The organism is Hamadaea sp. NPDC050747 (assembly GCF_040654195.1).
Lineage (GTDB): Bacteria > Actinomycetota > Actinomycetes > Mycobacteriales > Micromonosporaceae > Hamadaea.
Genome location: NZ_JBFAHM010000011.1, coordinates 102988 through 127940 on the forward strand (window position 1 = coordinate 102988; position 24953 = coordinate 127940).

At 66.9% G+C, this 24953-nt stretch carries 21 protein-coding genes and 1 pseudogene; 5 read left to right on the plus strand and 17 right to left on the minus strand.

The features are described from left to right. Nucleotides 1–105 precede the first annotated feature (105 nt). The 4 genes from AB0H43_RS26065 to AB0H43_RS26080 form a co-directional block, all read right to left on the minus strand. Nucleotides 106–1209 carry a CapA family protein gene (locus tag AB0H43_RS26065; RefSeq protein ID WP_360003314.1) on the minus strand — a complete coding sequence of 368 codons (1104 nt, stop codon included), beginning with the start codon at nt 1207–1209 and terminating at the stop codon, nt 106–108. 327 nt (nt 1210–1536) lie between these two features. Next, on the minus strand, nt 1537–2181 hold the full coding sequence (locus AB0H43_RS26070) for a response regulator transcription factor (RefSeq protein ID WP_360003316.1): 645 nt from the start codon (nt 2179–2181) through the stop codon (nt 1537–1539). Further along, nucleotides 2178–4142, minus strand: coding sequence for a sensor histidine kinase (locus AB0H43_RS26075; protein ID WP_360003318.1), 1965 nt, complete (start codon nt 4140–4142; stop codon nt 2178–2180). Before AB0H43_RS26075 ends, AB0H43_RS26070 begins: the two co-directional genes overlap by 4 nt. Nucleotides 4143–4157: 15 nt before the next feature. After that, nucleotides 4158–4835: a hypothetical protein gene (locus tag AB0H43_RS26080; RefSeq protein WP_360003320.1), complete on the minus strand. Its 678-nt coding sequence runs from the start codon at nt 4833–4835 to the stop codon at nt 4158–4160. Nucleotides 4836–5079: 244 nt separating this feature from the next. On the opposite strand from AB0H43_RS26080, the gene gndA reads away from it, so the two are divergent. After that, a complete protein-coding gene (gene gndA, locus AB0H43_RS26085) occupies nt 5080–6558 on the plus strand; it encodes an NADP-dependent phosphogluconate dehydrogenase (RefSeq protein ID WP_360003322.1) in 1479 nt (492 codons plus the stop codon). Between the two features lie 124 nt (nt 6559–6682). Continuing rightward, the gene (locus tag AB0H43_RS26090) at nt 6683–6862 is read left to right on the plus strand and encodes a hypothetical protein (RefSeq protein WP_360003325.1); all 180 of its coding nucleotides are present in this window, start codon (nt 6683–6685) and stop codon (nt 6860–6862) included. On the opposite strand, the gene AB0H43_RS26095 is transcribed toward AB0H43_RS26090, so the two are convergent. Both AB0H43_RS26095 and AB0H43_RS26100 read right to left on the minus strand, forming a co-directional pair. Next, nucleotides 6828–7022 (minus strand): hypothetical protein, encoded by a 195-nt coding sequence (locus tag AB0H43_RS26095; RefSeq protein ID WP_360003327.1) that lies wholly within the window; start codon nt 7020–7022, stop codon nt 6828–6830. The two genes, AB0H43_RS26090 and AB0H43_RS26095, sit on opposite strands and share 35 nt — an antisense overlap. A 440-nt stretch (nt 7023–7462) precedes the next feature. Then, nucleotides 7463–8338 (minus strand): polymer-forming cytoskeletal protein, encoded by an 876-nt coding sequence (locus AB0H43_RS26100; protein ID WP_360003329.1) that lies wholly within the window; start codon nt 8336–8338, stop codon nt 7463–7465. Nucleotides 8339–8544: 206 nt separating this feature from the next. Between AB0H43_RS26100 and AB0H43_RS26105 the strand changes: the two genes are divergently transcribed. Continuing rightward, the gene (locus AB0H43_RS26105; protein ID WP_360003331.1) at nt 8545–8964 is read left to right on the plus strand and encodes an ester cyclase; all 420 of its coding nucleotides are present in this window, start codon (nt 8545–8547) and stop codon (nt 8962–8964) included. A 452-nt stretch (nt 8965–9416) separates the two neighbouring features. On the opposite strand, the gene AB0H43_RS26110 is transcribed toward AB0H43_RS26105, so the two are convergent. The 11 genes and pseudogenes from AB0H43_RS26110 to AB0H43_RS26160 all read right to left on the minus strand — a co-directional run bounded on the left by AB0H43_RS26110 (nt 9417) and on the right by AB0H43_RS26160 (nt 22575). Beyond that, the gene (locus AB0H43_RS26110; protein WP_360003333.1) at nt 9417–11531 is read right to left on the minus strand and encodes a hypothetical protein; all 2115 of its coding nucleotides are present in this window, start codon (nt 11529–11531) and stop codon (nt 9417–9419) included. 29 nt (nt 11532–11560) lie between these two features. Beyond that, the gene (locus AB0H43_RS26115; protein WP_360003338.1) at nt 11561–12565 is read right to left on the minus strand and encodes a hypothetical protein; all 1005 of its coding nucleotides are present in this window, start codon (nt 12563–12565) and stop codon (nt 11561–11563) included. A gap of 185 nt (nt 12566–12750) precedes the next feature. Beyond that, nucleotides 12751–12876 (minus strand): hypothetical protein, encoded by a 126-nt coding sequence (locus AB0H43_RS26120; protein WP_360003340.1) that lies wholly within the window; start codon nt 12874–12876, stop codon nt 12751–12753. Between the two features lie 75 nt (nt 12877–12951). Then, nucleotides 12952–13216: pseudogene (locus AB0H43_RS26125) on the minus strand (IS5/IS1182 family transposase); the annotation flags it as partial. Between the two features lie 61 nt (nt 13217–13277). Then, nucleotides 13278–14186 carry an alpha/beta hydrolase gene (locus tag AB0H43_RS26130; RefSeq protein ID WP_360003342.1) on the minus strand — a complete coding sequence of 303 codons (909 nt, stop codon included), beginning with the start codon at nt 14184–14186 and terminating at the stop codon, nt 13278–13280. Then, complete coding sequence (locus AB0H43_RS26135) at nt 14183–15517, minus strand: right-handed parallel beta-helix repeat-containing protein (RefSeq protein WP_360003345.1); 1335 nt, start codon at nt 15515–15517, stop codon at nt 14183–14185. Before AB0H43_RS26135 ends, AB0H43_RS26130 begins: the two co-directional genes overlap by 4 nt. A gap of 175 nt (nt 15518–15692) precedes the next feature. Next, the gene (locus tag AB0H43_RS26140) at nt 15693–17999 is read right to left on the minus strand and encodes an alpha-galactosidase (RefSeq protein ID WP_360003346.1); all 2307 of its coding nucleotides are present in this window, start codon (nt 17997–17999) and stop codon (nt 15693–15695) included. Nucleotides 18000–18075: 76 nt separating this feature from the next. Next, entirely contained in the window at nt 18076–18630 is a 555-nt protein-coding gene (locus tag AB0H43_RS26145; protein WP_360003348.1) for a hypothetical protein, read from the minus strand. A gap of 143 nt (nt 18631–18773) precedes the next feature. Next, on the minus strand, nt 18774–19727 hold the full coding sequence (locus AB0H43_RS26150; RefSeq protein WP_360003349.1) for a carbohydrate ABC transporter permease: 954 nt from the start codon (nt 19725–19727) through the stop codon (nt 18774–18776). Nucleotides 19728–19736: 9 nt separating this feature from the next. Then, a complete protein-coding gene (locus AB0H43_RS26155; protein ID WP_360003351.1) occupies nt 19737–20789 on the minus strand; it encodes an ABC transporter permease subunit in 1053 nt (350 codons plus the stop codon). A 91-nt stretch (nt 20790–20880) separates the two neighbouring features. After that, a complete protein-coding gene (locus tag AB0H43_RS26160; RefSeq protein WP_360003353.1) occupies nt 20881–22575 on the minus strand; it encodes an extracellular solute-binding protein in 1695 nt (564 codons plus the stop codon). Between the two features lie 805 nt (nt 22576–23380). On the opposite strand from AB0H43_RS26160, the gene AB0H43_RS26165 reads away from it, so the two are divergent. Both AB0H43_RS26165 and AB0H43_RS26170 read left to right on the plus strand, forming a co-directional pair. Then, nucleotides 23381–23632, plus strand: coding sequence for a glycoside hydrolase family 95-like protein (locus AB0H43_RS26165; protein ID WP_360003355.1), 252 nt, complete (start codon nt 23381–23383; stop codon nt 23630–23632). 277 nt (nt 23633–23909) lie between these two features. Continuing rightward, complete coding sequence (locus AB0H43_RS26170) at nt 23910–24905, plus strand: LacI family DNA-binding transcriptional regulator (RefSeq protein WP_360003356.1); 996 nt, start codon at nt 23910–23912, stop codon at nt 24903–24905. The last annotated feature ends 48 nt before the right edge of the window (nt 24906–24953 follow it).

Genomic DNA, 24953 nt, shown 5'->3' on the forward strand with positions numbered 1-24953 from the left:
GGTGCTCCAAACCCAGCCGAATCCGAACGGATACCCGCTGCTCACAGGTCAATGCGACCCTCCCAGCTACGCAGCGAGAAGGGACCGACGGCACGTAGCGAGCTATTACGGGATTCCGAGATCGACTTCGAACCCGCTCTGGTCGGAGATCTGCAGGCCGGTACCGGTTCGTCGCAGGACGTCGCGGATGTGGGCGACGTCGCTCGGTGCGGCGCTGACCAGCCGCATCCGGCGGCTTTGGAACACGGCGAGCTTCAGCCGGGTCAGGCGTCCGTCGGTGATGTCGAGCTCGGGAAAGAACGCCACGCGTAAGTCGTCGCGATACGCCCCGTAACCGCCGATCCCTTCATAGTCGTCGATGAAGTCGCCGCAACCGTACAAGATCAGCTTTCCTTGATAGACATCGACGCGGCGCAGGTGATGCGAGGAGTGACCGTGGATGACGTCGACGCCGGCGTCGATCAGCTCGTGCGCGAGGTGGATGTGATGACGTGGAATGTCATCGCCCCAGTTGCTGCCCCAGTGCACCGACAGCACGACGAGGTCGCCGGGCTGGCGAATCCGCGCCACGGGCTCGATCAGCCGTTCGACGTCGGCCCGGCCGGCCGACTCCGGTAGGTACGCCAGGCCAGGCCGATGGGAGTCGGCGGCCCAGGTGCTCGGAACTCCGCTGCTGGGCATGGCGGCGGACAGCACCAGTAACCGCCCGCCGGTGAACGGTATGACTACCGGTGACCACGCGGCATCGGCGGTCGGTCCCGCACCGGCGGCGGCGATTCCCGCGTCGCGCAGCGCCGCGAGAGTGTCTACCAGGCCAGCCGTCCCGAAGTCGAGGATGTGGTTGTTGGCCAGTACGCAAAGGTCGATTCGGGCAGCCGTCAGGCACGCCGCATTCCCGGGATGCATCCGGTACAGAACCTCCTTGCCGAGGGCCGGCACGCCGTCTGCGGTGATCGCGGTCTCGAGGTTGACGATGCGGACGGCCGGCTCGGACTGATCAATCACCGGCAGTGCGTCACCCCACAGCCACTCCGGCGGCACGGGCCTCGGGATGGGGCCATTGACCAACTCGGCGATGCGGACGTAGTCCCGCGCGTCAGCGATCATGGGTTCCCACAGCTGCGGGTCACCCGGCGACGGCAAGATCTGATCAACACCGCGCCCCGTCATCACATCCCCGCACAAGAACACGGTGATGCGTCCAGGCATGGTTTTGGCGTACCCGAGTGCCATAGCAGCAAACCGGCGCCGAGCGACCGTGACTTCTCGCCCGACCCGGCCGTCACCGCGTGACGCGAGTTTACGAAAATCCTGCTTCAGAGCGGGTGGCTCACCTCCACCTACCCTTCCCCAGTGACCGCCCACGCCGTCGTGACAGCGGCTGTCGCATCCATGAGCTGCCGGCAATTGGGCTTGGCCCGCTCGATGCGAGGCCGCATCGTCCGGGCGAACTTGGCCTCGAACCACAGCTTCCGGGCGGCTTTGACCTCGTGGCGGCTCGACACACAAGGTCCTAACCCGAAGGCCGTAGGCGTTTCAGGTGCCCAGCCCCGCTTGCCTGGCCTTGACGATCGCCTCGGCCCGGTCGGTGACGGCGAGCTTGGCGAAGATGTTGCTGATGTTGTTACGGACGGTTTTCTCGCTCAGCAGCAGCGTCTGGGCGATGGCCGCGTTCGATTTGCCGCCCGCGATGAGTTCGAGGATGTCGCGTTCGCGTGACGACAGCGCCGGGAACGGATGGTGGGTACGCAGGTCGGGTTGCAGGAAGGCCGCGAGCCGCCCGGCGATCGCCGCACCGAAGAGGGCTTCGCCTGCCGCGACCGCCACGATGGCCCGGATGATTTCGGCGGGCGCCGCCCCTTTGAGGACGTATCCGCGCGCTCCTGCGCGTAACGCGGCGAACAAGGAGGTGTCGTCTTCGAGCATCGTGAGCATCAGGACCCCGACCGACGGCAGCTCGGCGACGATCTGGCGGGTGGCCTCGACACCGCTGGTGCCGGGCATCCGGATGTCCATCAGCACGACATCGGGCTCATGCTCGCGGCACAACCGCAACGCCTGTTCGCCGTCGGCGGCCTCGGCGACGAACGCCAGTTGCTCGGTCTCCTCCACGAGGGTACGCAGACCGTGCCGGAAGACGGGATGGTCGTCGGCGACGACGACCCGGATCGGCTGGTTCATCGCGGCTCCAACGGAAGTGTGGCGCGCACGAGTGTGCCACGCGGCTCACGGGGACTGATGTGGCACGACCCGCCGAGTTCGGTGGCGCGTTCGCGCATCGAGGTGATTCCGACCCCTGCCCGATAGGCGTCAGGCAGCCCCACGCCGTCGTCGGCGATCTCGATCTGCAGACTGTGGTCGACGGTGGCGAGGTGGACGACGGTGTGGGCGGCTTGGGCGTGCCGGACGGTATTCGTCATGGCTTCCAGTGCGATGCGGTAAGCGGCGACTTCGACGGCGGCCGACAACTGAAGCTCGTCGGCCGGCCCGCATACCTCGATGGAACCGAGTGTGCTCGCCTGTTCGGTCAGCGCGCCGACGAGGCCGAGTTCGTCGAGGGCGGGCGGGCGCAGGCCGTAGACCAGGCGGCGCACGTCGGCGACGGCCGCCTGGGTCTGCTGGGTCAGCGTGTCCAGCTGTTCGGCGGCCACGGCGTCGCCGGCCAGCCGTCCGCGTACGCGATGCAGACCGAGCACTACTCCCGCCAGCGCCGGGCCGAGCCCGTCGTGCAGATCGCGGCGCAGCCGGCGGCGCTCTTCCTCCGCGGCTCCGACGATGCGTTCCCGGGAACGCTGAAGATCGCGTTCGAGTCGTACGGCGTGCCCGGCCGCCGCGACCTGCCCCAGCAGGCCGCCGATCAGACGCCGTTCGGCCGTCGTGAACGCCTCGTCGGATTCGGCGATCAGGTCGCCGATGGTCTCCCCAGCGAACACCAGCGGGAAGGTTTCGCGTACGCCGCCGCCTGGCCGGCCGTCGGATGCCATCGTCGCCCCGTTTACGCGTACCTCCACGAAGGACAGTCGAAGCGCGGACCGGATGCTGGCCGTGACATCGGCGAGCAGGTCGCCGGAGGCGGCGACCTCGAGCGCTTCGCCGAGCCGGACGAGCGCCTGGTAGGGATCGTCGCGATAACCGTAGACGAGCCGGTTGACGACGCGTTGCAGGAAGTCCCGCAGCGGCAGCGCCACGAGCAGCGCCGCGGCGATCGCCGCCGCGGAGCCGACGCCTCCAGGGGCCAGCGCCCGCATCAATGCCGCCACCAGCAGATAGAAGCCGGTGACCAGCCCGGTGAGCAGGCCGTACAGCAGTGCGCTGTGCACGACGCGGCGGCCGTCGAACATGCCGTACCGGCGAATCGCGACCCACGCTGTGATGGCCAGCGCCAGCACCCCGAGCATCTGGGCGGGCAGGGCGGCGATGTCGGTCGCGCCGGCGGCCGTGACGACGACGCACCCCCACCAGGAGGCCGCGACCGTCCATGCCGCAGGGGCGACCATGCGCAGCGCGGCCGCCTGGGCCGGATCGGCGGCCCGCCGCCGGCGCCGGTGGACCGTCCAGGCGGCCAGCGTCGACAGCGGCGGGATCAGCAGGATCGTGCCGACCGAGGCATCGGCGATCTGCCCGGCCCCGCCGGAAAGCGCCGCCGGATTGGCCAGCTGTGGATAGTCCAGCAGGCCAGGGGCGAACGTCAGCCCGAAGGTCAAGGCGATCGCCTGCAAGATCGCCACCGCGAGAACCGGCCGCCACCGCCGCGACGGCAGCCGCCCGTCCGGAAACAGCAACAAGCCGATCACTGGTGGCAGGCCCAGCGCGATGACCCACGGCCACCCGTCCCACCAGCCCGCCCAGCCGACCGTGCCGGTGGCGGCGAACTCCGCCTCCGCCACGAGGTAGGCCGCACACGCACCCGGCAACGCGATGCCGCTGGCCAGCAGCAGCCAGCCGACGAGATTGCGCCGGTCGGCGCGAGCCATCGCCGCGCCGACCAACGGCACCGACACATACGCCACGACCGACAGCGGCATGACGATCGACCAGAACGTGACCGGTTGGCTCACCGCGACCAGACCGCAGTAGACGATCATGACCGAGGCGACGCCCACACCACCGGTCGCCAGCCGATCTACCCACGTCCCGCGCATGGTCGGATTCTCGGGTCAGGCGGCCACCGGTGTCACCACCGGCTGGGCCACATTCTGAGTCCGGCCGGCGCGCAGTAGGGCCACCGCGCAGGCGGTGAAGGCGACCAGCTGCAGCGCGTATGCGCCGATCGCTAGTGCGAGGACTGCGCTGGCCTCGCCGACGACCGACAGCACCGGCGCGGTGATCACCGACACGCCGACCCAGACCGGCACCGTGCGGGCGCGAATCAGCGCGATGCCGAGCAGGATCAATCCGATCAAGTTACCGAGCACCCCGAGAACGGTGGCGACCACGACGACGCCGGACGACTCGTACGCCGACACCACCTCGACCGCGCCGGCCTGATCCTTCGCCTGCGACGCGGCGTAGAGGAGCACGTCGTTGGCGAGGAGATACCCGACGCCGAGAACGCCGACGAACGCCACCACGGTGCCGGCCGCGGCCAGCCGGAACCGGCGCGATCCGGCCAGCTCACCGAGGAACAACACCGCCGGGATGATCGCCAGGGCGAGCAGGTCCAGCCACAGGCCGAGCTGCATCCGGCCACCGTGCCCGGCGATGGCCGAGACTTGGTCGGCTGCGCTGCCGCCGGAGATGTGGGCCGGGGCAACCGCGAATTGAGCGAGCTGACCGAACGCGGTGGCCACCAGCGCCCCGGCCCCGGCCGCCGCGCGTGTCTTTGAAAACTTCACCAGTCCTCCTTGAAACTGCCAGCTTTTGCGACAGGTTTCACTGTCGGATCCGGACTCGTCCCGCTTCCAGGGGCGGCAGTCCCGGCCCGCCGGGCAGGCGGTGGCGTGCAGCCGTTTGCCCGTCCTTCATCCCGGAGACGGCGGACGTCAGATAATCATGGGGAAGACGTCAGCGGGCCGGCGTCCATCGTCAGTACGCCGGGCTTTGTGACGTGCGCAGATCGAGAAACAAGATCGGATTCAGATGTCATCGAACGCGGAACGAAGCGGTCGCGCGAACATCGGCGTGGTCGGCCTGGCGGTCATGGGTTCGAACCTCGCGCGTAATCTCGCCTCGCGCGCGGGCAACACGGTCGCGGTATACAACCGCACCTATGCCCGTACGGAGGAGCTGCTGAGCGAGCACGGCGATGCCAGGTTCGTCGCCGCGGAGACGATCGACGAGTTCGTCGCCTCGCTCAGCAAGCCGCGGACGGCGATCATCATGGTCCAGGCCGGAGCCGGGACCGATGCCGTGATCGAGCAGTTGGCTGAACGGTTCGAACCAGGCGACATCATCGTCGACGGCGGCAACGCGAACTTCCACGACACCATCCGCCGCGAACGCGACTTGCGTGAGCGGGGCCTGAACTTCGTCGGCACCGGGATCTCCGGCGGTGAGGAAGGCGCACTCCACGGGCCGTCGATCATGCCCGGTGGATCGGCCGAGGCCTGGCAGACGCTCGGGCCGATCTTGAAGAGCATCGCGGCCGTGGCCGAGGGCGAGCCGTGCGTGACCCATGTCGGCACCGACGGTGCGGGCCACTTCGTCAAGATGGTCCACAACGGCATCGAGTACGCCGACATGCAGCTCATCGCCGAGGCGTACGACCTGCTGCGGCGAGTGGGCGGATACTCCGTCGAGCAGCTCGTCGACATCTTCCGTGACTGGAACTCCGGCGACCTGGAGTCCTACCTCATCGAGATCACGGCCGAAGTCCTGGGCCACATCGACGCGGAAACCGGCAAGCCGCTCGTCGACGTCATCCTTGATCAAGCCGGCTCCAAGGGCACCGGAGCATGGACTGTCCAGAACGCGGTCGGCCTCGGAGTTCCGGTTTCCGGCATCGGCGAGGCGGTCTTCGCGCGGGCGGTGTCCTCCAAGCCGGAGCAGCGTAGCGCTGTCCAGGCGGTTGTTCGCGGCTCGGCCTTCGCGGCCCGCCCACAGGCACCCGCCGTACCGGACACCTTCGTCGATGATGTCCGCGCGGCCTTGTACGCGTCCAAGGTCATCGCGTACGCCCAGGGCTTCGACCTGATCGTGGCGGGAGCGGGGGAGTTCGGCTGGAACATCGACCTCGGCGCGCTCGCCAAGATCTGGCGGGCCGGCTGCATCATCCGCGCCCGATTCCTCAACCGGATCGTCGACGCGTACGCCAAGAAGCCCGACCTTGAGACGCTGCTGGTCGACCCGTACTTCGCCGACGCGATCGCGGAGGGCGAGGCCGCCTGGCGGCGTATCGTCGGCATCGCCGCAGCGTCGGCAGTTCCCACGCCCGGTTTCTCCTCCGCGCTGGCCTACTTCGACTCGCTGGCCTCCGACCGGTTGCCGGCCGCCCTCATCCAAGGGCAGCGTGACTTTTTCGGTGCCCACACCTACCAGCGGGTTGACAAGGACGGAACCTTCCACACCCAATGGTCAGAGGACCGGCGCGAGGTCTCATCCGGGTCGTCGTCTCACTGACGCCCGGTCCGGGCGGCTGGCGGGTCTTCGTCCATTGCGCTAATTCTTGAGCTCGCGGCGGCCAACGGCGTGCCCAGAACTGCAGATCGCACGGTGGCGCACGGCTGTTCGTCGTCTCGTCAGCATGGCCGATCGGCCGGTCAGCGGCCTCCCGCTGAGCAAACTGCTCGGCAACCCGATCCGCGAGAGGTCGCTGAGCCTGCTCCAAGCGGTCACCGCGTTCCTGCCCGCCGAGCAAGCACACGCCTCCGGCGTCCTGGCTGCTGGAGTCAGCGGGCGGCCGGGTGTCTGCGCGGTCGGGTGATTCGCCAGGGCCACTGGTAGCCGCCGATGGCGTAGAGCCGTGCGGCGTCGGGGTGGCAGCGGTCGATCTCCAGGACGCGTTCGTCGGACAGGCTGTGCTGCTGCCAGGAGATGACCGCGATGTCGCCGTGGAAGGCCACGGTCGGGGACTCACCGGGCATGGTGGCCGGGTGGCTGTTCAGCTCGTCGAGGTCGGTGATCCTTTCGGTGTCGGTAGGTCCCCGCTGCGACCGACAGGGCTGCCGGGGGTCGTCGAAGTCGCGAGGATCCAGACGGCGACGAGGACGCCTTCCCCGGCCGGATGGAGCTCACCGGCGTCTCGATTCCAGCTGACGCGGTTGCCTAACCTGTGTGGACCGACCCCATTCATGCGCGGCGTCCGCGAGCAGCTCCTGCGGGCGGGCATTCGGGCCGCCGCCATCCATTACGAGTCCTTTGGACCGGACCTCGGCCTGTCCTGACCGCCAACCACTGATGGTCATGGCCGCCGGACGATCCGGGCATGGCCGTCAGGCGGCTGGATCCGGCCGACTCCATGCACGGCCGGGTCTCCCATCGACTGACTGGCCATCATGCATGCATGCTGGCACGCGCGAGCCGCTCAGGGGACCACGGCGACGGTGCGGCCCTTGCGGGCCTGCCAGATCGCCACTACCAGCGCGCCGAGACCGAACACCACCGCGGCGAACCAGACCAGGCTGCCAAGGATCGGAATGAGGGCCACGACCCGCAGGATCGCCCAGCCGAGCAGGAACGTGGCCGCCCACGGCGTCGGTTTCCGCAGGATCGCCCGGCCCAGGATCCAGGCGCTCACGCAGTATCCCAGCGCGTAGATCAGCCCCAGCGCCGTCAACACGCCGAAACCCAGTGGGATCCCCACGACGGTGAGAAGCGCGAAGATCGCGAGGATCGGCAGGCCGAACGAGACCAGCAGGCCCCAGAGGATGGACGGGCCGAGCTGGGCGCCCGCCGCCGCGATTCCCGTGGTGCCGCGCCCGATCAGCCACAGCATGAGTAGCCCGACCACCAGGGTCGAGACCGACACGGCCAGCCAGAAGACAAAGCGGCCGATCCAGCCGAGCCAGTCCCAGCGAGGGTCGGTCTCCACCCGCCGGGTCTGCCCGCCGATGGTCGCTCCCGGCACGACCACCGGCGCGTCGCGGGAGGCCACGTCTCCGGTGACGACGGCGCCGCTGCGTAACGTGACTTGGCCGTTGAAGACGACCACGTCGCCGTTGACCCGTCCGGAGATGACGACCGGGGCGTCGAAAGCAACCAAAGACCCGTCCACGGTGCCGTCCACGGTCGAGGAACCGTGGAAGACGACCAGGTCGCCGACTCGCTGGTCAGTCAGCACGTCGGCACGGCCGGAGAGGACTACGAACGCCTCGGGACCTCCGTCGCCCCGAGCCCACGCGGGCGTTGCGAGCGCGAGTAGCGCGATCGATAGCAGACCGATGGTGAAGACGCGGCGCATAAGACCACCCCCGATGGCGTCCATCCCGGAATCGCAGTGTTCAGTCGGTCCTGCAGGTGCCTACTTACCCCGTCAGACGGCCTCCACACAGGTCAGCCCCGTGATCCCGCCGCGATTGCCGAGTCCGAATGCGGCGCCGTAGATAGGATGGGCCCGGACGTATCAACGACCGCCCGGGCCAAGGCGCGGTCCCGCCGGAGGGTTCCATGACCACCGAACCCGACTTGATCGAACTGCTATTCGAGCTCTGGACCGTGCCGCCGGATCTGCGGACCGACCCGGTGGCCGACTTCGGGACCGCGTACGCCGATCCGGTCCTGATCAACGGTGTGCCCATGGCTCTCGCCGATCTCGTGGAACGCGCCCGCCTGCTGCACCATGCGTTCGAGGAGCACTCCATCGAGATCATGGACCGCACTGAACAGCCGGGGAAGGTGGCTGTCGCTTTCCGCCACACCGCCCGGCACACGGGCACCTGGCGGACTCCGATCGGCGAGATCGCACCGACCGGCCGTACGGTCAGCGGCTTGGGGATCGATCTGCTGACCGTCGTGGACGGAAGGATCGCCATGATCTGGGTACTGGCCGATGAACTCCAGCGAATCATGCAGGTCCGCGAAATCTAGGCCGGCTCCCGGCCGGGTGCTCGCCGCATCGCCCGCCTCGTGGCGGCCGGAGCCACTCGACGGAACTGATCGTAAGACCCGGCGGCGGACGGCCTCCAGCTGCTGGATGGAGGAGGCGTGGGCGAATTTGTACGATCGCTGCCCACCAGGGGTCCAGCCGAAAGCCGTCCACCAGCCACGACGCGACCAACAAAGCGGCTGCGGTCGCCACCAGACCGAGCAGCGCATCGTGCACATCTGCTGCCTTGCCGCGCACCGGGCCCGGCGGCTGTGGTCCGGCGCGCGTCCATCTTCCCAGCCTATGGACCGCCATGAAGGGCTGTGTCTGAAATACCCGGGTCAGTCCGCCGGCAGAGCCAGCCACGGACAGCCGAGAGCCTGTCATACGAATGCGCCCCGAGCCGCACTGTCCCGTGGGGACAGCCGGCCCGGGGCGCGGCGCTATTTGGAGGTCAGTACCACTTCACTTCGAGCAGGACCGTGCCTTGCACGTAAAACTTGCTGGGCCCGGCGAGCAGCGCGCCGAAGGACACCTTGTAGTTCGGCCCGAGGTCGAGCAATGTGTCCGGGTCGATGCGCCGAGTGGTCCCGTTCGTGGCGTAGATCTTGCCGTCGCCGGGCTCCCAGGCCATGTTGACCGCCCGTGGCTGGAAGTTCGTCACCGTCGGCCAGTTGTACGCGAAGTACTGCTGGCTGCGCAGGAGACTGCCGTCGGCGGGGTTCACTTCGAACGCCGTTCCATAGGTCATGCCGAACAGGCGGCCCTGCCCGTCGAAGGCCAGCCCGCTGACGCCCTGTTCACTGGGCAGGGGAGTCGACGACCACAGCACGTCACCACTGGTGGCGTCCATGGCGAAGACCTGACCGGGCGACTTGGTGGAGTCGAAGTTGCAGCATCCCAGCGAGCCGCCGTAGAGGATGCCGTCACGGTAGGTCAGGGCCGAGATCTGGTTGGAGCCGGTCACGAGCCCGTCGGTCCACGTACGCAGTGATCCGGTCACTGGATCGTAGAGCGTGACCGCGCCGTGGTTCTGGCTGTTCTTGGGCGAGGTTCCGATCGCGACGTACGGGCCGGCGCTGGTGACCGTCCAGGGACGTTCCTGCCCGGAACTCTTCAGATCGAACAGGAACTTCGGGTTGCTGTCGGAGAACGGCTGCGCTGGGTCGAACTCCCAGAGCTGCGCGTTGGGGTAGACCCCGAAGTACATCTTCCCGTTGTGCGCAGCCATGCCCTCGATCTGGTGGTGGAACGGATACTCCGCCCAGGTGGTCGTGGCCGGGTCGTACACGGCCAGGCCGCCCTGGAAGTAACCGCCGGCGTAGATGCGCCCATCCGGTCCGGCCGCCAGCGATCTCGGCGCCGTCTGCGTACCCTTCAGACCGGCGACCGGCCCGAACGTTCCGGTCCCCGTGACGGTGTCGAACCGCCACACCTCCGACAACGATGTGCCGCCAATGATGGCCTCGTGCCCGGTGGCGGGATCGATCATGCGGCCCATCGCCTTGCCTGCGCCCAGACCACCTTTGTCCGACTGCTCCGGTCCGCCGCGGAAACCCGTGCCGGTCAGCTGCTTGCGCTTGGGGTCGTACCGCTTCAGTTCGCCGTCGGCCACCAGGTACACCCGGCCCAGCTGGTCGGCTGAGGTGAGGGTCTGACCGGCGTACCCGGCGATCTTGTCGTGCCAGGTCAGCGTCTTCAGGTCGAGCACCCAGCCCTCGGACGCCGTCGTGCCGCCCGCGAACAGGACGTAGAGATATCCGGCCTCATCTTCCATCTGGTACGCGTACTTGTCGGTGGCCATACCGGGCGGGGGTGCGATCGCCAGTCGCCGACCGGAGTTCGGGTCGACCTGCCACAGTCCGGTGGTCTGACCCAGTCCGGCGTAGATCTTGCCCTCGGCGTACTCGACCGACCGGACGTAGCCGAACTGCGCGCCAAAGTCGCCGTAGTCGCGGTAGGTCCTGGTCTCGGCGGACCAGCCGAACAGGCGTCCGCCGGGCAGCGGCGCCGGCCCGAAGAACTCGCTGGTTCCGATGTAGAAGTTGCCTTGGTTGTCGGTGTCGCCTTCCCAGGTGAAGCTCGTCCGCGGGCTGGGCCGGCCCAGGTCTTCCAGCTGGGTCGCCTGCCAGGGCAGCCGGTATACGTGACCGAAGCCGTAGGAGCTGACGAAGACCGTCCCGCGCTTGTCGATCGACACGCCCCAGGCGCCGGCAGCCCCGGTGTCCTTCGGGTCTTCGGTCGAGGCAGGGTTCGGCACGTAGAGGTCCAGCATGCGCAGGACCTTCCCAGCGAAGGGGTCGATCTCGGCGAGGTAACCGGGCTTACCGCTGACGGCCAGATATGTGCGCACGCTGCCGTCGGGCATGACGGCGGTCTCGCCTCCGACGGAGGTGGTGGAGTAGAGCGGGATGTTGCCGCGGTTCCACCATTGTGGGGTTGTCGTGTCGGCCGCGGCGACGGTCGCAGGCCCGGTGATCGAGGTGGCCACCAGTACCACGGCGGCGGCGACGGCGGCCAAAGCCGGGCGGCGGGCCGACCGCCAAAGGGTTGGACGGGGGATGGGCACTACTGACTCCGATCGTCAAACGGTAGACGTCAGGCGACGAACATGGCGGTGAGGGACTGATGGTTGGCCTCGACGATGATCGACTCGGCTCCCGTGTTGGCGGTCACCCGGGTCGAGGCCTGAAAGTCGCGGGAGGTACACGCTGCACTCACCGGAACGCTGGTATGCCACGTATTGATCTTGAAGTGGTGGACGGTGTTGGTCACCGTCACCCCGGCCAGGTCGCCGTTGGTGGTCGTGACGCACACCGAGCCGTTGCTGTTGAGCTGATTCACGACGAGCTGAGTGCCGACGTAGGCGTACCCGCCGGTCAACCGGCCGCCGGCGCACAGCGGTTCGGGCGATGATCCGTAGCAGGTGGTGACGTTGACGTCGCCGATGGCTTGGATGCTCGTCACCCCGGCCGGGGCGGTGAACGTGACCGAGGCTGCGTAGTAGCCGGTGTCGACCCGCGTACGCGTCGGTTGATAGGTCTGGGCCGAAGCGGCTAGTACGCCAAACACGTCCTCGACGTAGGTCGAGCTCTCGACCCTGATCGACTCCGGATCGGAGCTGCCCGAATGGTCAATGAAGATCGCCTTGAGAGCGCAGGTCAGGTTGCCTGAGCTGGGTGCGGTGATCATCCCCCGGGTGAGGATCGTGGTCGATGCCCCGGCCAGCACGTTCTGCCCCGACACCAGCCGGTCGACCAGGGTCGACGAGCCGGCCTGGGTGCAATAGACCAGATGCGATGTCTCGGTGACGACGCTGGCCTGGGACACGATGAGCTTGCTGCTCAGGTACTTCGTCGTTCCGGCCGGCACGACGATGCCGGCGTCGAGGTCGTGGACGATGGGATGGTCGTTGGTGGAGGTGGGCTGCACGGTGTAGACACCGGGCGCCCCGGTGTAGACGCGCAGCGCCGAGGCTGACGCGGGGGAGGCGGTGATGACGATGCAGGCGGCGGCGCAGACGAGGGCGGCGAGCAACGCGGGCGCCGATCGAAGGGGTCGCGACGGGGTCCAAGGGTGAATGTCGAGCTGAGCGATTGGCACGGTCGGCTCCGATCGTCCATCGATGGATGGTTACCAGGTGAGGTGCGATCGGGAGCAGACTAACCCCGAATTGGTTATCGGTCTAGACCGGTATTACGATGCCAGGCATGGCTGACATGGTGGACATTGCGATCGAAGCGGGACAGGCCCGCATGCGGGTCGGGCCGGCCTCCTGATGCGGGTGATCACGCGATGAGGACCGGGTACGCGACGAGCGGGCTGAGCGTGCCACTCGGCGCTGCGATGGGCGGGTACGCCTTCCGCGAGGGAACCGCCACCGGCACGCTGGACTCCTTGAACATCATCGTCACGTGGCACGACGGCACCCACCACCCAGCAGATCCGCCGCCTGCCCCTGCTTTCCTGCTTATGAGCAAGGGCGTGTCTCATTTGGTGAGGCGTCGGTAGCAGATCAGGGTGCTGGCGATGGTGACGAAGGCTTCATAGTGGTCGCCTTTGCGGTCGTAGCGGCGGACGAGTCGCCGGTATCGCATGAGCCACGACATGCACGACTCGACGATCCATCCATCGATGGCGGCCCAGACGGGTAGAGGACTCGATGCCCTTCCGTGCGATCCGTACTGCGATGCCCCGGCGGCGTATCTCGGTGCGTAGGCCATGGCTGTTGTAGGCCTTGTCGGCGTGGAGCTTGTCCTTGGCCACCGGCCAACCCGAGCTTGCCTTGGGTGCCATTTCGCAGGAGCAGGTCGCCTCAGGCGGATGTCGCCTCGGGGTGCTCGAGCAGACCGTGCATCCTCATCCAGCTCACGAAGGAGTCGAACCAGTCGGTGCTGGTCGTCTCCTTCGGATACATGCCGAATCCGTGCCCGCCCTGCTCGTAGAAGTGGAGCTCCACGGGCCGCCCGGCAGCGCGCCAGCTCTCCACTAGCGGGAACCCGCTCGGGTCGATCAGGCCATCGTCTGCGGCAAGTGCGATGAACAGCGGCGGCGCGTCGTCGGGTACCTCGAACGCCGTGAGCGGACCGTAGATATCGCCGATGAAGGCCGGCTTCGCATCCTCGCCGACAAGGGCAGTGCCGACGGTGAGCATGGCACCGGCGGAGAAGCCGACCATGCCGACGCGCTCGGGATCGATTGTCCACTCGGACGCTCGGCTGCGCACGAGCGCGAACGCTGCGCGGGCGTCGGCGATCTGCGGGTCCAGGGCGCGGAGCGCGGTGGCTGGGTCATGCCAGTCCGATGGACGTGGTCCGGCCAGCATCGCCCTGAACGCTACGGCGAAGTCGTCAAGGTCCTCCGGGGTCGGCTTGAGCCGGTACTTCAGCACGAAGGCAGCTACGCCGCGGTTCGCGAGCGCGCGCGCAACGTCCCAGCCCTCGTTCTCCATGGACAGGGACATGAATCCTCCGCCCGGAGCCACGATCACGGCGGCGCCCGTGGCCTTGGCCGGATCCGGCAGGAACGGCGTGAGCGTGGCGATGCCGACGTTGCGGGCGAACATGCTGCCGTACTCGCTGTGCCAAGCCTCTGGTGCCGAGGCGTTCGGCAGCTGCCCGGTTCCGAGCTCGATGGCGTCAGGCTGTGCGGGGATGGCGATCGGCGCCATCCCGTGCTTCTCGGGCACCGCGGGTGCGTAGCTGGTGGACGAGGCCGTGGTCATGAGCTCTCCATTCGGGCGATGCGCCAAGAAAACGCGATGGCCGCGCTCGGCGCTGAGCATTTCGAGTCCACGAGGTACGGGCCGTGGCAGACCTCGACCATGAAGTCTTCGGCGGTGGAGGCGTAGAAGACGTTGCGCCGCACCAGGGTGCCCTGGGCCTGCCAGTCGAGCCACAGGGCACGGTGCGTGTGATGGATGGTGTTCCCGCTGATCACGGTGTCGATCGCGGCATGCAGCTTGATGCCGGCCACCTCGGCGCCGTGCCACTGACGCTTCACGTGAATGCGGGAGATGTGGTTGTCGCTGATGGTCGAGAACGCCGCCCCCAGGTGCCCGCCGACGCCGGCCTGCTCGCAGTCCCGGATCGTGTTGCGGCGCACCGTGTGGGAGCCGACGTGATCCCGGTCCCACGGGTGTGGTTCGCCCGCAGCGGGCCCGCGCAGGGCGAGCGCCCGCTGGATCACCTCGCGCTCGCGCTGTGTGCCGCCCTTGGCGCCCTTCGGTCCTGCGGCGGCCTCGTTCTGCCCGGTGCTGGCCTCTTTGCCCAGCGAGACGCCGACGTTCTTCGAGTCGGTGATCGTGTTGTCCTCGATCACCCAGCCCTTCGACCAGTGCGGGCCGATCAGGCCCTCTTGCAGCGCCGTGGGCGGGGCCCACTGCGTGGCGGCCTTCGTCAGGGTGAAGCCGCGAACCGTAATGTAGTCAATGCCCGTGGCGGCGGGCCAGAAGACGAACTTGCGCGCGTTGATCTCGATCTGGTGCTCCGCCGGGTCGGCACCCCCGAAGTTCGCCCAGATCGTGGTGACGTCGTCGCCCACCTCGCAGTACCAGGTCAGCAGCGAGCCCGCCTGGTCGAACGAGTCCACGGTGACCTGGGGGTGCTCGATGCCGGCCATGGTCAGCGACTCGTACAACGACTTGCCGTCGAGATACACCTCGCCTGTGTGCCAGGTGTTGACCTGGTCGAAGAACCAGTCCCCACCGATGCGCTCGAGGTAGGGGTTGTGCGACCCGAACAGGGAGTTCGGCACGGTCGCCACCCAGACCGGGCCCGCCGAGCCGGCGTGCGGATGCCAGTCGGCGATCACCTCGGCACCCGAGATCGTCACCTTCTCGAACAGGCCATCCGCGCCCAGCGCAGCCTGGTAGGTGATCGGCGCAGCAGCCGTACCGCCGCGCGGCGGGTTCACCCACTCGCGGTACACGCCTTCGTGCACGACGACGGTGTCCCCCGGCTGAGCCAGCGCCGCCGCGGCACCGATCGTGAGCAGGGGGGCCTGCGCGGTTCCGGCGGCGGTGTCGGAACCAGACTTCGCGACGTGCAGCTCCATGCCGGTAACCTCAGCCTCAGGGACGGGGAAAGAAAGAGCGCTGCTGGCCATTGATGATCTCGATTTCTAGAGTTTCTATCGGTACCTGGAGGTCTGCGTCTGGGTGCGATTACCTTGCGAGACGGTGGCGAGTCCAATTACGGCAGCCGGCGCGGATCGGGATTCCTGGCAAATCTCACTCGGTCTGCGTGAGCAGCAATGCCGCGGCAGAGAACGGCTCATTCAGCTCCACGGCTACTAGTTCCTCGGTCAGCTTGACCACGATCCCGCGGTGGGAGTAGAGGTCGCTGACCTCGTACCTGCCCGGTGGCAAAGCAACCTCGATCGGAGTTCGCTCAGCGGCTCCGAACCGGTGAGCGACGACCAGGATCTGGGCGCCGTCGTTGGACACTCGCCGGACTGCCTGCCACCCTTCGGGGTGCCGATAGCTGCTCACCTTCGGTCCAAAACGGTGACTGACACCGTTCTTGATCACCGGGACCGCCGCCCTGTAGAAGGTGATTGCCCGGGAGACCACAGCCCACTGCTCGTCACTCAGCTCGTGAATGTCACCCGATAGGCACATCCGGCCGAGCATGGTCGCGGTGAGCGAGTACGCAAGCCGCTGTGGGGAGTCCTGCGCGCGCAGCACTGCCCAGATCTGGCTCTGCCGGGGGAGCAGTGCGCGTTGCACGTTGGCGGCGATGATGGGGATCTCCGCGCACTCGTGGGCGTCCGAGAATGACGACATGCTTGTGAGGGCCAGCATCGAGGGCTCCAGCCGGTGGCCGCCGGACGCGCAGTTCTCAATCACGAGCTCCGGCATCTCCTCGCGGATCATCCGGAAGAAGCCCTGGACTGCGGCCATCTGCTGTCGCAACCCCTCACCGAGGGACTCTGCTCCGTCGCAACCGATTCCGATGCTGTTGTTGTAGTCGACTTTGAGATAGCCGAAGCCGTTGGCCTTGAGGAAGTCGATCACCCGGTCTTTGAGGTACCCGATCACGAACGGGTCGCGGAAGTCCCAGAAGCGCCGGCCGCCTACGGTGACGGGAACGCCGTCGCGCTTGACCAGGTGGTCGGTCAGCGTGAATGACGTGGCCCGGGAGCCGACCGTCTCGAACTCGAACCAGATGCCGGGGATCATCCCGGCGGACCGCACGTGATCAAGCACCTCGGTCAGCCCGTCGGGGAACGTTCGGCGATCCAGTGCCCAGTCGCCGTGACCGTTGAACCATTCACTGCCCTCGGCCTTGTACCAGCCGCTGTCGATGACGAGATATCGGATCCCTTTGCCCGCAAGCCGGTCGACGATCGCACCAAGGTTCTGCGGCGACGGCGAACCCCAGGTAGTGCAGTATTCATTGAAGATGACGGGCAGAGCCTCTTCGACCGCGGGCACATCCAGGAAGAGCTGGTGGCGAGCCGTCAACCGGTGGGCGGCGTCGTCCACTCCACCCTGCGTGACCGTCAGGTATGCGACGGGGGTACGGAACTCCTCCCCGGGAGCCACGCTCTTCGTCCAGTGGCCCAGCTCACGGTCCGCTAGCCCGCCCGACAGGTTGAGGGCGGCGTCCGTCCGGCCTAGCTCGATCTGCCACGAGGCCGGGTGGGCAATCTGCACGCCCCAGCAGACGCCAGCGCGGCTGTCCTCGAGGAACGCCGTCGGGAAGAACCCTTGCACTGGCCAAGATCCGACCTGACCGAAGCGCAGGCACCGCTCCCAGCTGGCCCAGGCTGGCTCCAGGCTCAGGTCCTCGACGTGGTCAGACACCAGACGCCCCTCACCCGACCAGGCGCTGCGCAGCCTGTGCAGGATCAGATCGCCTGGGGCATCGTCGCCGGCGAAGGGCGTCAGACCAGTGAGCGAGAACGACGAGAGCAGCTCTAGCGTCACCGTGTCCGGTCCCTCGTTGCGAAGCACAGCAAATGAGTCCAGCGCAGCCTCGCCCGATTGCCACCGCAGATGGTGTTCGACGAGGCACCCTTGGTGCGTGCGCAGGAGGGTCACGACCGTGACACCGGCGTCGGTCCTGTCCTCGAACTGCGACTCGAGGGTGAGCGTGGCGACAGTGCCTCCGTTTCGCAACGAACGACCGGCCGAACCGCCCGGGTATGTGTCACCGACGGTCTTGATCTGGACGAGCGAGTCGATGGCAGACGATTTCTCGGCGACCTGGCCTGCCATTGATGCCGGGAAGAGCATCATTCCCACCGGCCCGCCCGGACCAGGCTGCATGTAGCGGGCGATCGTGTCCCCGAGGACGTAGTCCGTCAGGACTTCCACAACTACTCCTTTCACAGACCCTGTCGAGGTAGCACCCGCCGCTGAGAACAGGATCATCGTCGCCAAGACGGCCTTCGACAGCGGCAGCACGATCCGGACGAAGATGCCGAACCAGCCGAGCCCGTCAATCTGAGCGGCCTCCTGGAGCTCGCGCGGCAGGCTCTCGAAGAACGACTTCGGCGGCGTGGACCCGGGGTGATCGGCGGTCCACGCCACTGACCGACATCGCCGGGCATGCTCAGCCTTGACGGAGCCTCACCCCGAGACAACTCAGGTCCACGGCTGGAGAGCGTCAGACCTCCGCCTCCTTCGGCTCCGGTTGCACGTACCCTCGGGCGACGAAGAACCGCTCGAGCAGGTAGCACCACCACAGGAGGATCAGGCCGGGCGCCACGAACACCGCGGGCATGAAGTTCCAGATGGCGACGCCCCCGAGGACCACGGCGATCCCGAGCAGGAACGTCAGGCTGGGCGTCGTCAGCCCCAACGTGAGCCCGTTGAGCACCTGGCGCCAGGTGGGGTTGGTGAAGCGGGCTGCGAGGGGGAGACACCAGAAGACCAGGAGCAGGAGGAAAAGCCCGACGACAATGAGCGGTACCCAGACCTCGGCCAGCCCGAGAGTGGGCAGGTAGGAGAGCGTGAGGATGCCGACGGCCGCGACCGGGACGGCCAGCAGGCCGATGACGGTCGCCTGCCTCCAACTCTGCCGCAAGGCCTTCGTGGCGATGGCCCAGGGGCCTGCGTCCTTGCCCAGGACGTACCGGCGGCACACCTCGTAGGCGACCACTGTTCCCGCTCCCGCCGTCACGACAAGGCCGAGGCTCACGAGCCAGAACAGGCTGATCACGATGACGGAGCCGAGCGAGTCCAGGATGCGCCACAGTCGCGACGCGGGGTTGTAACGGAAGATGGTCGGCGCCTTTCAGTGTCCGGAGTTGCGGGTCCTGAGGACGGGGTCGGCCTGCCGCGGTGGGCGGGAGCCCGGCGCCGTCAGCCCTTCACGGAGCCGATCATGAGACCGGACACGAAGTGCTTCTGCAGGAACGGGTAGACGAACAGGATGGGGACGGCCGCCACCATGGTGATCGCCGACCGCAGCGCGATCGGTGTGGTGACCTGCCCGCCAGAGTGCGCGCTGCCCGTGGCGGCCACGGAGTTCATGCCGGCGTTCATCGAGCTCGCCAGTAGCTTCTGCAACTCGTACTGCAGGGTGGACAACGCCGGATCGCCCGAGTTGTAGAGCAGGGTGTCCAGCCAGGCGTTCCAGCTGCCCACAGCCACGAACAGACCCACCACGGCCAGCGCGGGCTTGCACAGCGGCATCACGATCTGCCACCACATGCGGAACTCGCCCGCGCCGTCCATCCGTGCCGACTCGATGATCTCGTCGGGGATCGACTTCATGTACGTGCGCAGGACGATCAGGTTGAACGCGCTGATGATCGTCGGCACCCAGTAGGCCTGGAAGGTGTTCAGCATGCCCAGGTCCCTGATGAGCAGGTAGTTGGGGATCAGCCCGGCGTCGAAGTACATCGTCAGCACGAAGATCAGGGTGATCGAGCGGCGGAAGATGAACTCTTTGCGGCTGAGCGCGTAGGCGAGCATCGAGGTGAAGAACAGGTTTGTCGCCACCACCACGACCGTCTTCAGGACGCTCATGAAGAACGCCTGGTAGATCGTGGTCATGTTGAACACGACATTGTAGTTCTGCAGCGAGAAGTCCCGAGGCCAGATGCCGATCCCGCCACGGACGGCGTCGTTGCCGTCGTTCAGGGAGATGGCGAGCGTGTTCAGCAGCGGGTAGAGCATGAGCGCCGCGAGGGCCAGCAGGAAGGTCGTGTTAAGCGTCGTGAAGATGATCTGCTCGACCGTCCGCTTGCGACGCCGTGACCCGCCTCGTGATGCGCGCCGCGCCAGAGGCTTCGCGACAGTGGTGCCTGACATGAAGTCCTCCTAGACCAGCGTCTCTTGGTTGAGGCGCTTGGCCGCTAGGTTCGCCGAGCCCACCAGGATGACGGCGACGATGGTCTTGAAGATGCCCGCGACGACGGCGAGGCTGTAGTTGCCCAGCTGGTAGCCATAGCGCAGCACGAAGACGTCGATGGTCTCGGACTTGTCGGACACCAGGCCGTTGCCGAGGAAATACGGCAGCTCGAAGTTCGTGGACAAAATCCAGCCGCTGTTGATGATGAGCAGCACGACGATCGTGGGCCTGATGCTCGGGAGCGTGATGCTGAACATCTTGCGATAGCGGCCCGCTCCGTCGACCTCGGCGGCCTCGTACAGGCCCGGGTCGATCGCAGTGATCGCGGCCAGGTAGAGGATCGTGTTCCAGCCCAGCTCCTTCCACAGGTTCGTCCCGGCGACGATCTCCCAGAAGTAGTTCGGCTCGGTCAGGAACAGGACCGGATGGTCGACGAGGTGCAGGCTCATGAGGCCCTGGTTGATGAACCCGCCGGAGGAGGGCAGCGAGAGCGCCACCGATGCCAGGCTCGCCACGATCACCCAGCTGAGGAAGTGGGGCATGTACGTGATGTTCTGCAGGATCCGCTTGAACGGCAGGTTCTTGACCTCGTTCAGCAGCAGCGCCAGGACGATGGCCCCCAAGGTCCCGACGATCAGGGTCAGGACCGACTGTCCCATCGTGTTGACCACGACCCGGCGGAACCGCTCACCGTTGACACCGGTGAACAGGTTGTGGAAGTTTTCGAGGCCCACCCACTGCTGGTTCCAGATGCTGCCGCGACCCGGCTTGTAGTGCTGGAAGGCGATCGACCAGCCGTAGACCGGGACGTACTTGAACAGGATCTGGTACAACAGCAGCGGGACGGACATCGCGAGCAGGGCTCGCTGCGCCCAGACCCTGTCCCAGGTGATTCTGCGCTTGGGATCCTTCGCTGCATTCTTTCGGGCCTTGCGCTTCTGGGCACGGGAGTTGCTCGCGGGCTCCAGGGCCGGTTCGAGCCCGGTGGCGGTCACAGGGGTGCTGACCGTGGCGTCCGTCATCTGTCCAACCTCGTCAGGAGCAGTGGGTGGTAATCGAGAACGCGTCGTGGTGGGGGGCGCACGCCGCCCCACCACGACTGCTCGCAGACTGTTACCAGTTGGCCAGACGGTTCTTGATACCAGCGTTGACTGCGTCCTCGTACACCTTGACGTCGACCTTGTGGATGGCGTCGACGTAGGCCTGCCACTTGGCATCGAAGTCGGCGGGCTTGCCGGCGATGATCTTCGGCAGGTTCTGCACGCTGGTGTCGGTCAGCTGCTGGTTGACCTGGTTGGCGTCGTCGGAGAGCTTGATGTTCCACGCCGGGTAGTACTTGGGGTTCTCCGGCGCCTTGTTCATGAAGTCAAGCCAGGTCTTCTTGTTGCCGTACTTCGCCATGAAGTTCTTGTCGTAGTCGCTCAGCGTCGCGTAGAACTCGGCGGGCTGGTCGTCAGGGCTGTAGGCGTTGCCGTCGGAGAACTTGCCCTGGTGCTTGGGCAGCATGTCGAGCAGCGCGTCGAGACGGTTGTGGGAACGCCAGGTGATGTCCTTGTAGTTCTTGCGCTGCTCATCCGTGCGGGAGAAGACGCCGTCGGCGCCGACCTGGTAGTCCTCGCCAGCGATGCCCCAGGAGAGCGTCTTCTGCCACTCCTCGCTGAGCATGGTGTCGAGGAACTTCAGTGCCTTCTTCGGCTGCTTGCTGGAGGCCGAGACGCCGAAACCCTGGTTGATGTTCATGACGGCGCGGTCGGCGTACCAGGGCGTCACCCCGTCGTAGACGGGCATGACGGGCACGTAGGTGTTCTCGTCCTTGCCGGCGCTCTGCAGCGACTGGGTGGCGGTCCCGAAGTCCCAGCCCTGGTCGTGCATGCCGAGGACGGTGCCGCTGGCCAGCTTCGCGGTGTACTGGTCGTAGGTCAGGGTGAAGGACTCGGGGTCGACGAGACCCGCGTTGTACTGCTGGTTGAGGACCTTGTAGAAGTTCTTCGCGACGTCCTTGTCGGCGTAGATCGACGCGTGGTTGTTGCTGTCGACGATGACGCCACCGTTGTTCGGCGAGCCTGCCAGCAGCGCCGGCGGGTTGGTCATGCCCCACTCGCGGCCCTTGGACGCCAGAATCTCGAAGCCGACGGTCGGGGCGCCGTTGGTCTGGGGGTGCTTCGCCTTGTAGTCCGAGATGAGCTGGAAGTAGCGGTCGAGCGTCATGTTGCTGAGATCCGGGTAGCCGGCGTCCGCGAGCACACGCTTCTGGATCCAGAACGCGGGACCGTAGTAGGTGCCGCCGGTGACGTCGCCGTAGAAGCGGTTGTAGTTCGGGAAGATGTACAGGCCCTTGTCCACCTCATCGCCCGCGTAGCTCATCTTCTTGATGTCGTCCTTGACGTGCGCAGCGAGGTTGGGGTAGTGCCCCGTCTTCAGCATGTCGTCCAGGCGCTGGAGAGCGCCGCCCTCCAGGAAACGCTGCTTCAGGTCGCCGGTGCCGATGAGGTCGGGGTACTGACCGCCCGCGAGCATGACACCGATCTTCTGGTCCTCGTTGTCCGGCGTGACGATCTCGTACGTGAGGGTGACACCGAGCTTGTCCTTGAGCAGCTTGGTGATCTTGTTGTCGGCTGCCGGGGCCTGCTGGGCCGACGTGATCCAGACCGAGATCGTCGTCGGGTTGCTGGGGCTCAGCGTTTCCGAGTCGTCCGCGCTTTTGTCCGGCGAGCAGGCAGGCAGGGCGATCAGTGCCATGGCCAAGGCGGCCACGGTGAGCTGCCGCCCGGCCCGGCGCAGGCCGCCGAGTCTAAGGTTGCGCTTCATGTCTCTCCTTTCGAGAACTGTCCGGACGTCTCTGCTGTGGAGAAAACTGTCCGGGCGATGTTGACCGGAAGCTGTGCGGTGCGGACGCGAATTGGGCCTCACGTCTTAATCCCGGCGTGATTTTAGCGATAAAGTAGAGAGGCGATCGGGTTCCGTCAAGCCCCGCGCACGAACCGAGACTCCGCCGTGACGTCCCGGTCCACACGCAAGGAGCCGCATGTGCCACACCCTCCAGAACGACGCCATGTCGGCGTACAGGTTGGCGTGGACAGGTAGGTACGGCTGAACGGGCTCCGCCGCTGATCTTGTGATGTCACGTGCGCAGCCGGATGCGTTTGCGGAGTAGGTCGAAGTTTGCGCGGCCGTAGCCGACTCTCCAACGCTCGCAGATGTGGGAGCAGATCATCCACATGCGACGGTTGCACACGGAAGATCTTGGAGCGGTGATCCGCCCATCACAAGATCAGCGACAGAGCCGCTGAACGTACACAGCTCGCCGTACGCGATCGATCCCGCAGCGTGACTGCCCGTTCACTTTGGCCACTTCGGCGGTGGCGGTGGTAGGCCGAGGTCACGGCGAAAGGGACGGGCTCGATCGAGGGATACGCCGTCGTCGGCCTTCCAGAGCGGGCACATAGCCAGCAGGTGACGGTAGGGCCCCGGACCGTACCCCTGGTGGGGCCAGGTCCAGGGACCTGACAGCTGCCCGGCGCGGCGTGCGCGAAGCGGCCGGCCAGCCGCGCTGGTTCGAGCCGCCACCCGACCCTTCCGACGGACGACGAGCTACCCAACGCCGACAGGCGGCATGCCCAACCAGCGTCACGACAGTCGACTCTGGATCAGGCAGAAGCTCGGTACGTTCAGCCGTACCCGGCTGGGTACCGTCGCTCGTACGCCGACATCGTTCACAATCCTGCCGGCATTGCCTGCCGGATGGACATCGGGAAAGGCACGCGAACCGCCCGCCCGGGGCGGTGGCGCCGTCGATCTCGAATGGTGGGACAGGGTACTGTCGAGCGTGGTGCTGAACGCCCTGGCGACGCGTGAGGTGCATTGACGTGCCCGGAGAGGGGCAGGTGCGCATCAGGCGCAGCGTGTTGCTGCAGGCCGGCGGGACGGTAACCCTGGTAGCGCCGTAGGCGTGGGATGCTGCCGGGCAACCACGGGGCCGCCATAAGCTCGCCCCGTCAGGCTTGGTGGAATCATTTGCCAAGCCGTATTTTATCGATAATATGACGGCACCCCGCGGTATGGGAGGGCCGCGAGCCTCTCGTCAGAGGTTGCTGGGCTGGCAGAACGTCGCGGACAGGAGGATACACATGGCGAGGGTGACGATGGCGGACGTCGCCCGTGAGGCGGGCGTGTCGGCCATGACCGTGTCGAACGTACTCAACGAGCGCCTCCCGGTCGGCGAGCCGACGCGTGCCCGTGTCATGGCCGCCGTCGCGACTCTGGGGTACGAGATCAACCTGACCGCACGACACCTGCGCGCGGGACGGACCGACACCGTCGCCTTCATCGTGCCCAGCTTCCACGACTACTTCGGTGAGATCGCCGACAAGATCGCGCCGCTGATCGAGGCCGACGGGAGGCACCTCGTCCTTGAGCGGACGAGCGCCAGCCCGGAGCATGAGATGGCGGCGGTGAGCGTCGCGCGACTCCAGTTCTACGACGGCGTCCTGCTGTCCGTTGCCGGCCTCGACCGCGAACAACTGGACCGCGTGCGCACGCCCAAGCCGATCGTCCTGCTCGGCGAGCGTGACGTGCCCGACCGCTTCAACCACGTGCGGCTGGCGAACGAAGAGGGCGCCCGCCTCGCGACGGCGCACATGATCGAGCACGGCTCGCGACGCATCCTTGCGCTGGGCTGCACGTTCGACACCGCGCACATGATGTCGTCGGACCGCCGCATGGGCTGGGAGCGCGCACTTCGCGATGCCGGCCTAGACGTCGACGCACGCTATGTGGTGCCCGTCTCCGACTACACGTCGGCGGATGCACGCGATGCCCTGCTCGACGTCATCGCGTCCGGTCTGCCCTTCGACGGCGTCTTCGCCGTCACCGACGTCATCGCGCTCGGCGCCGTGGCGGCCCTGGCAGAGAGCGGGCTTCGTGTGCCCGTCGATGTCCAGCTCGCCGGGTTCGACAACCTCGACATGGCGAGCTACGTCCCGCCCGGCCTCACCTCCGTCGACGCGAACCATGAAGGTGTCGCCGAGACCGCGGTGGGTCTGCTACGCCGGCAGATGGCAGGCTGGACCGGCCCGGCCGAGCACGTCGTCGCACCCGTCCGTCTCGTGGTGCGTGGCTCCACCCGCGGAGGCGCGTAGGGCTGCTCACCCGCGTGCGGAACGCCACGCGCCCCTCCAGCTCGAATC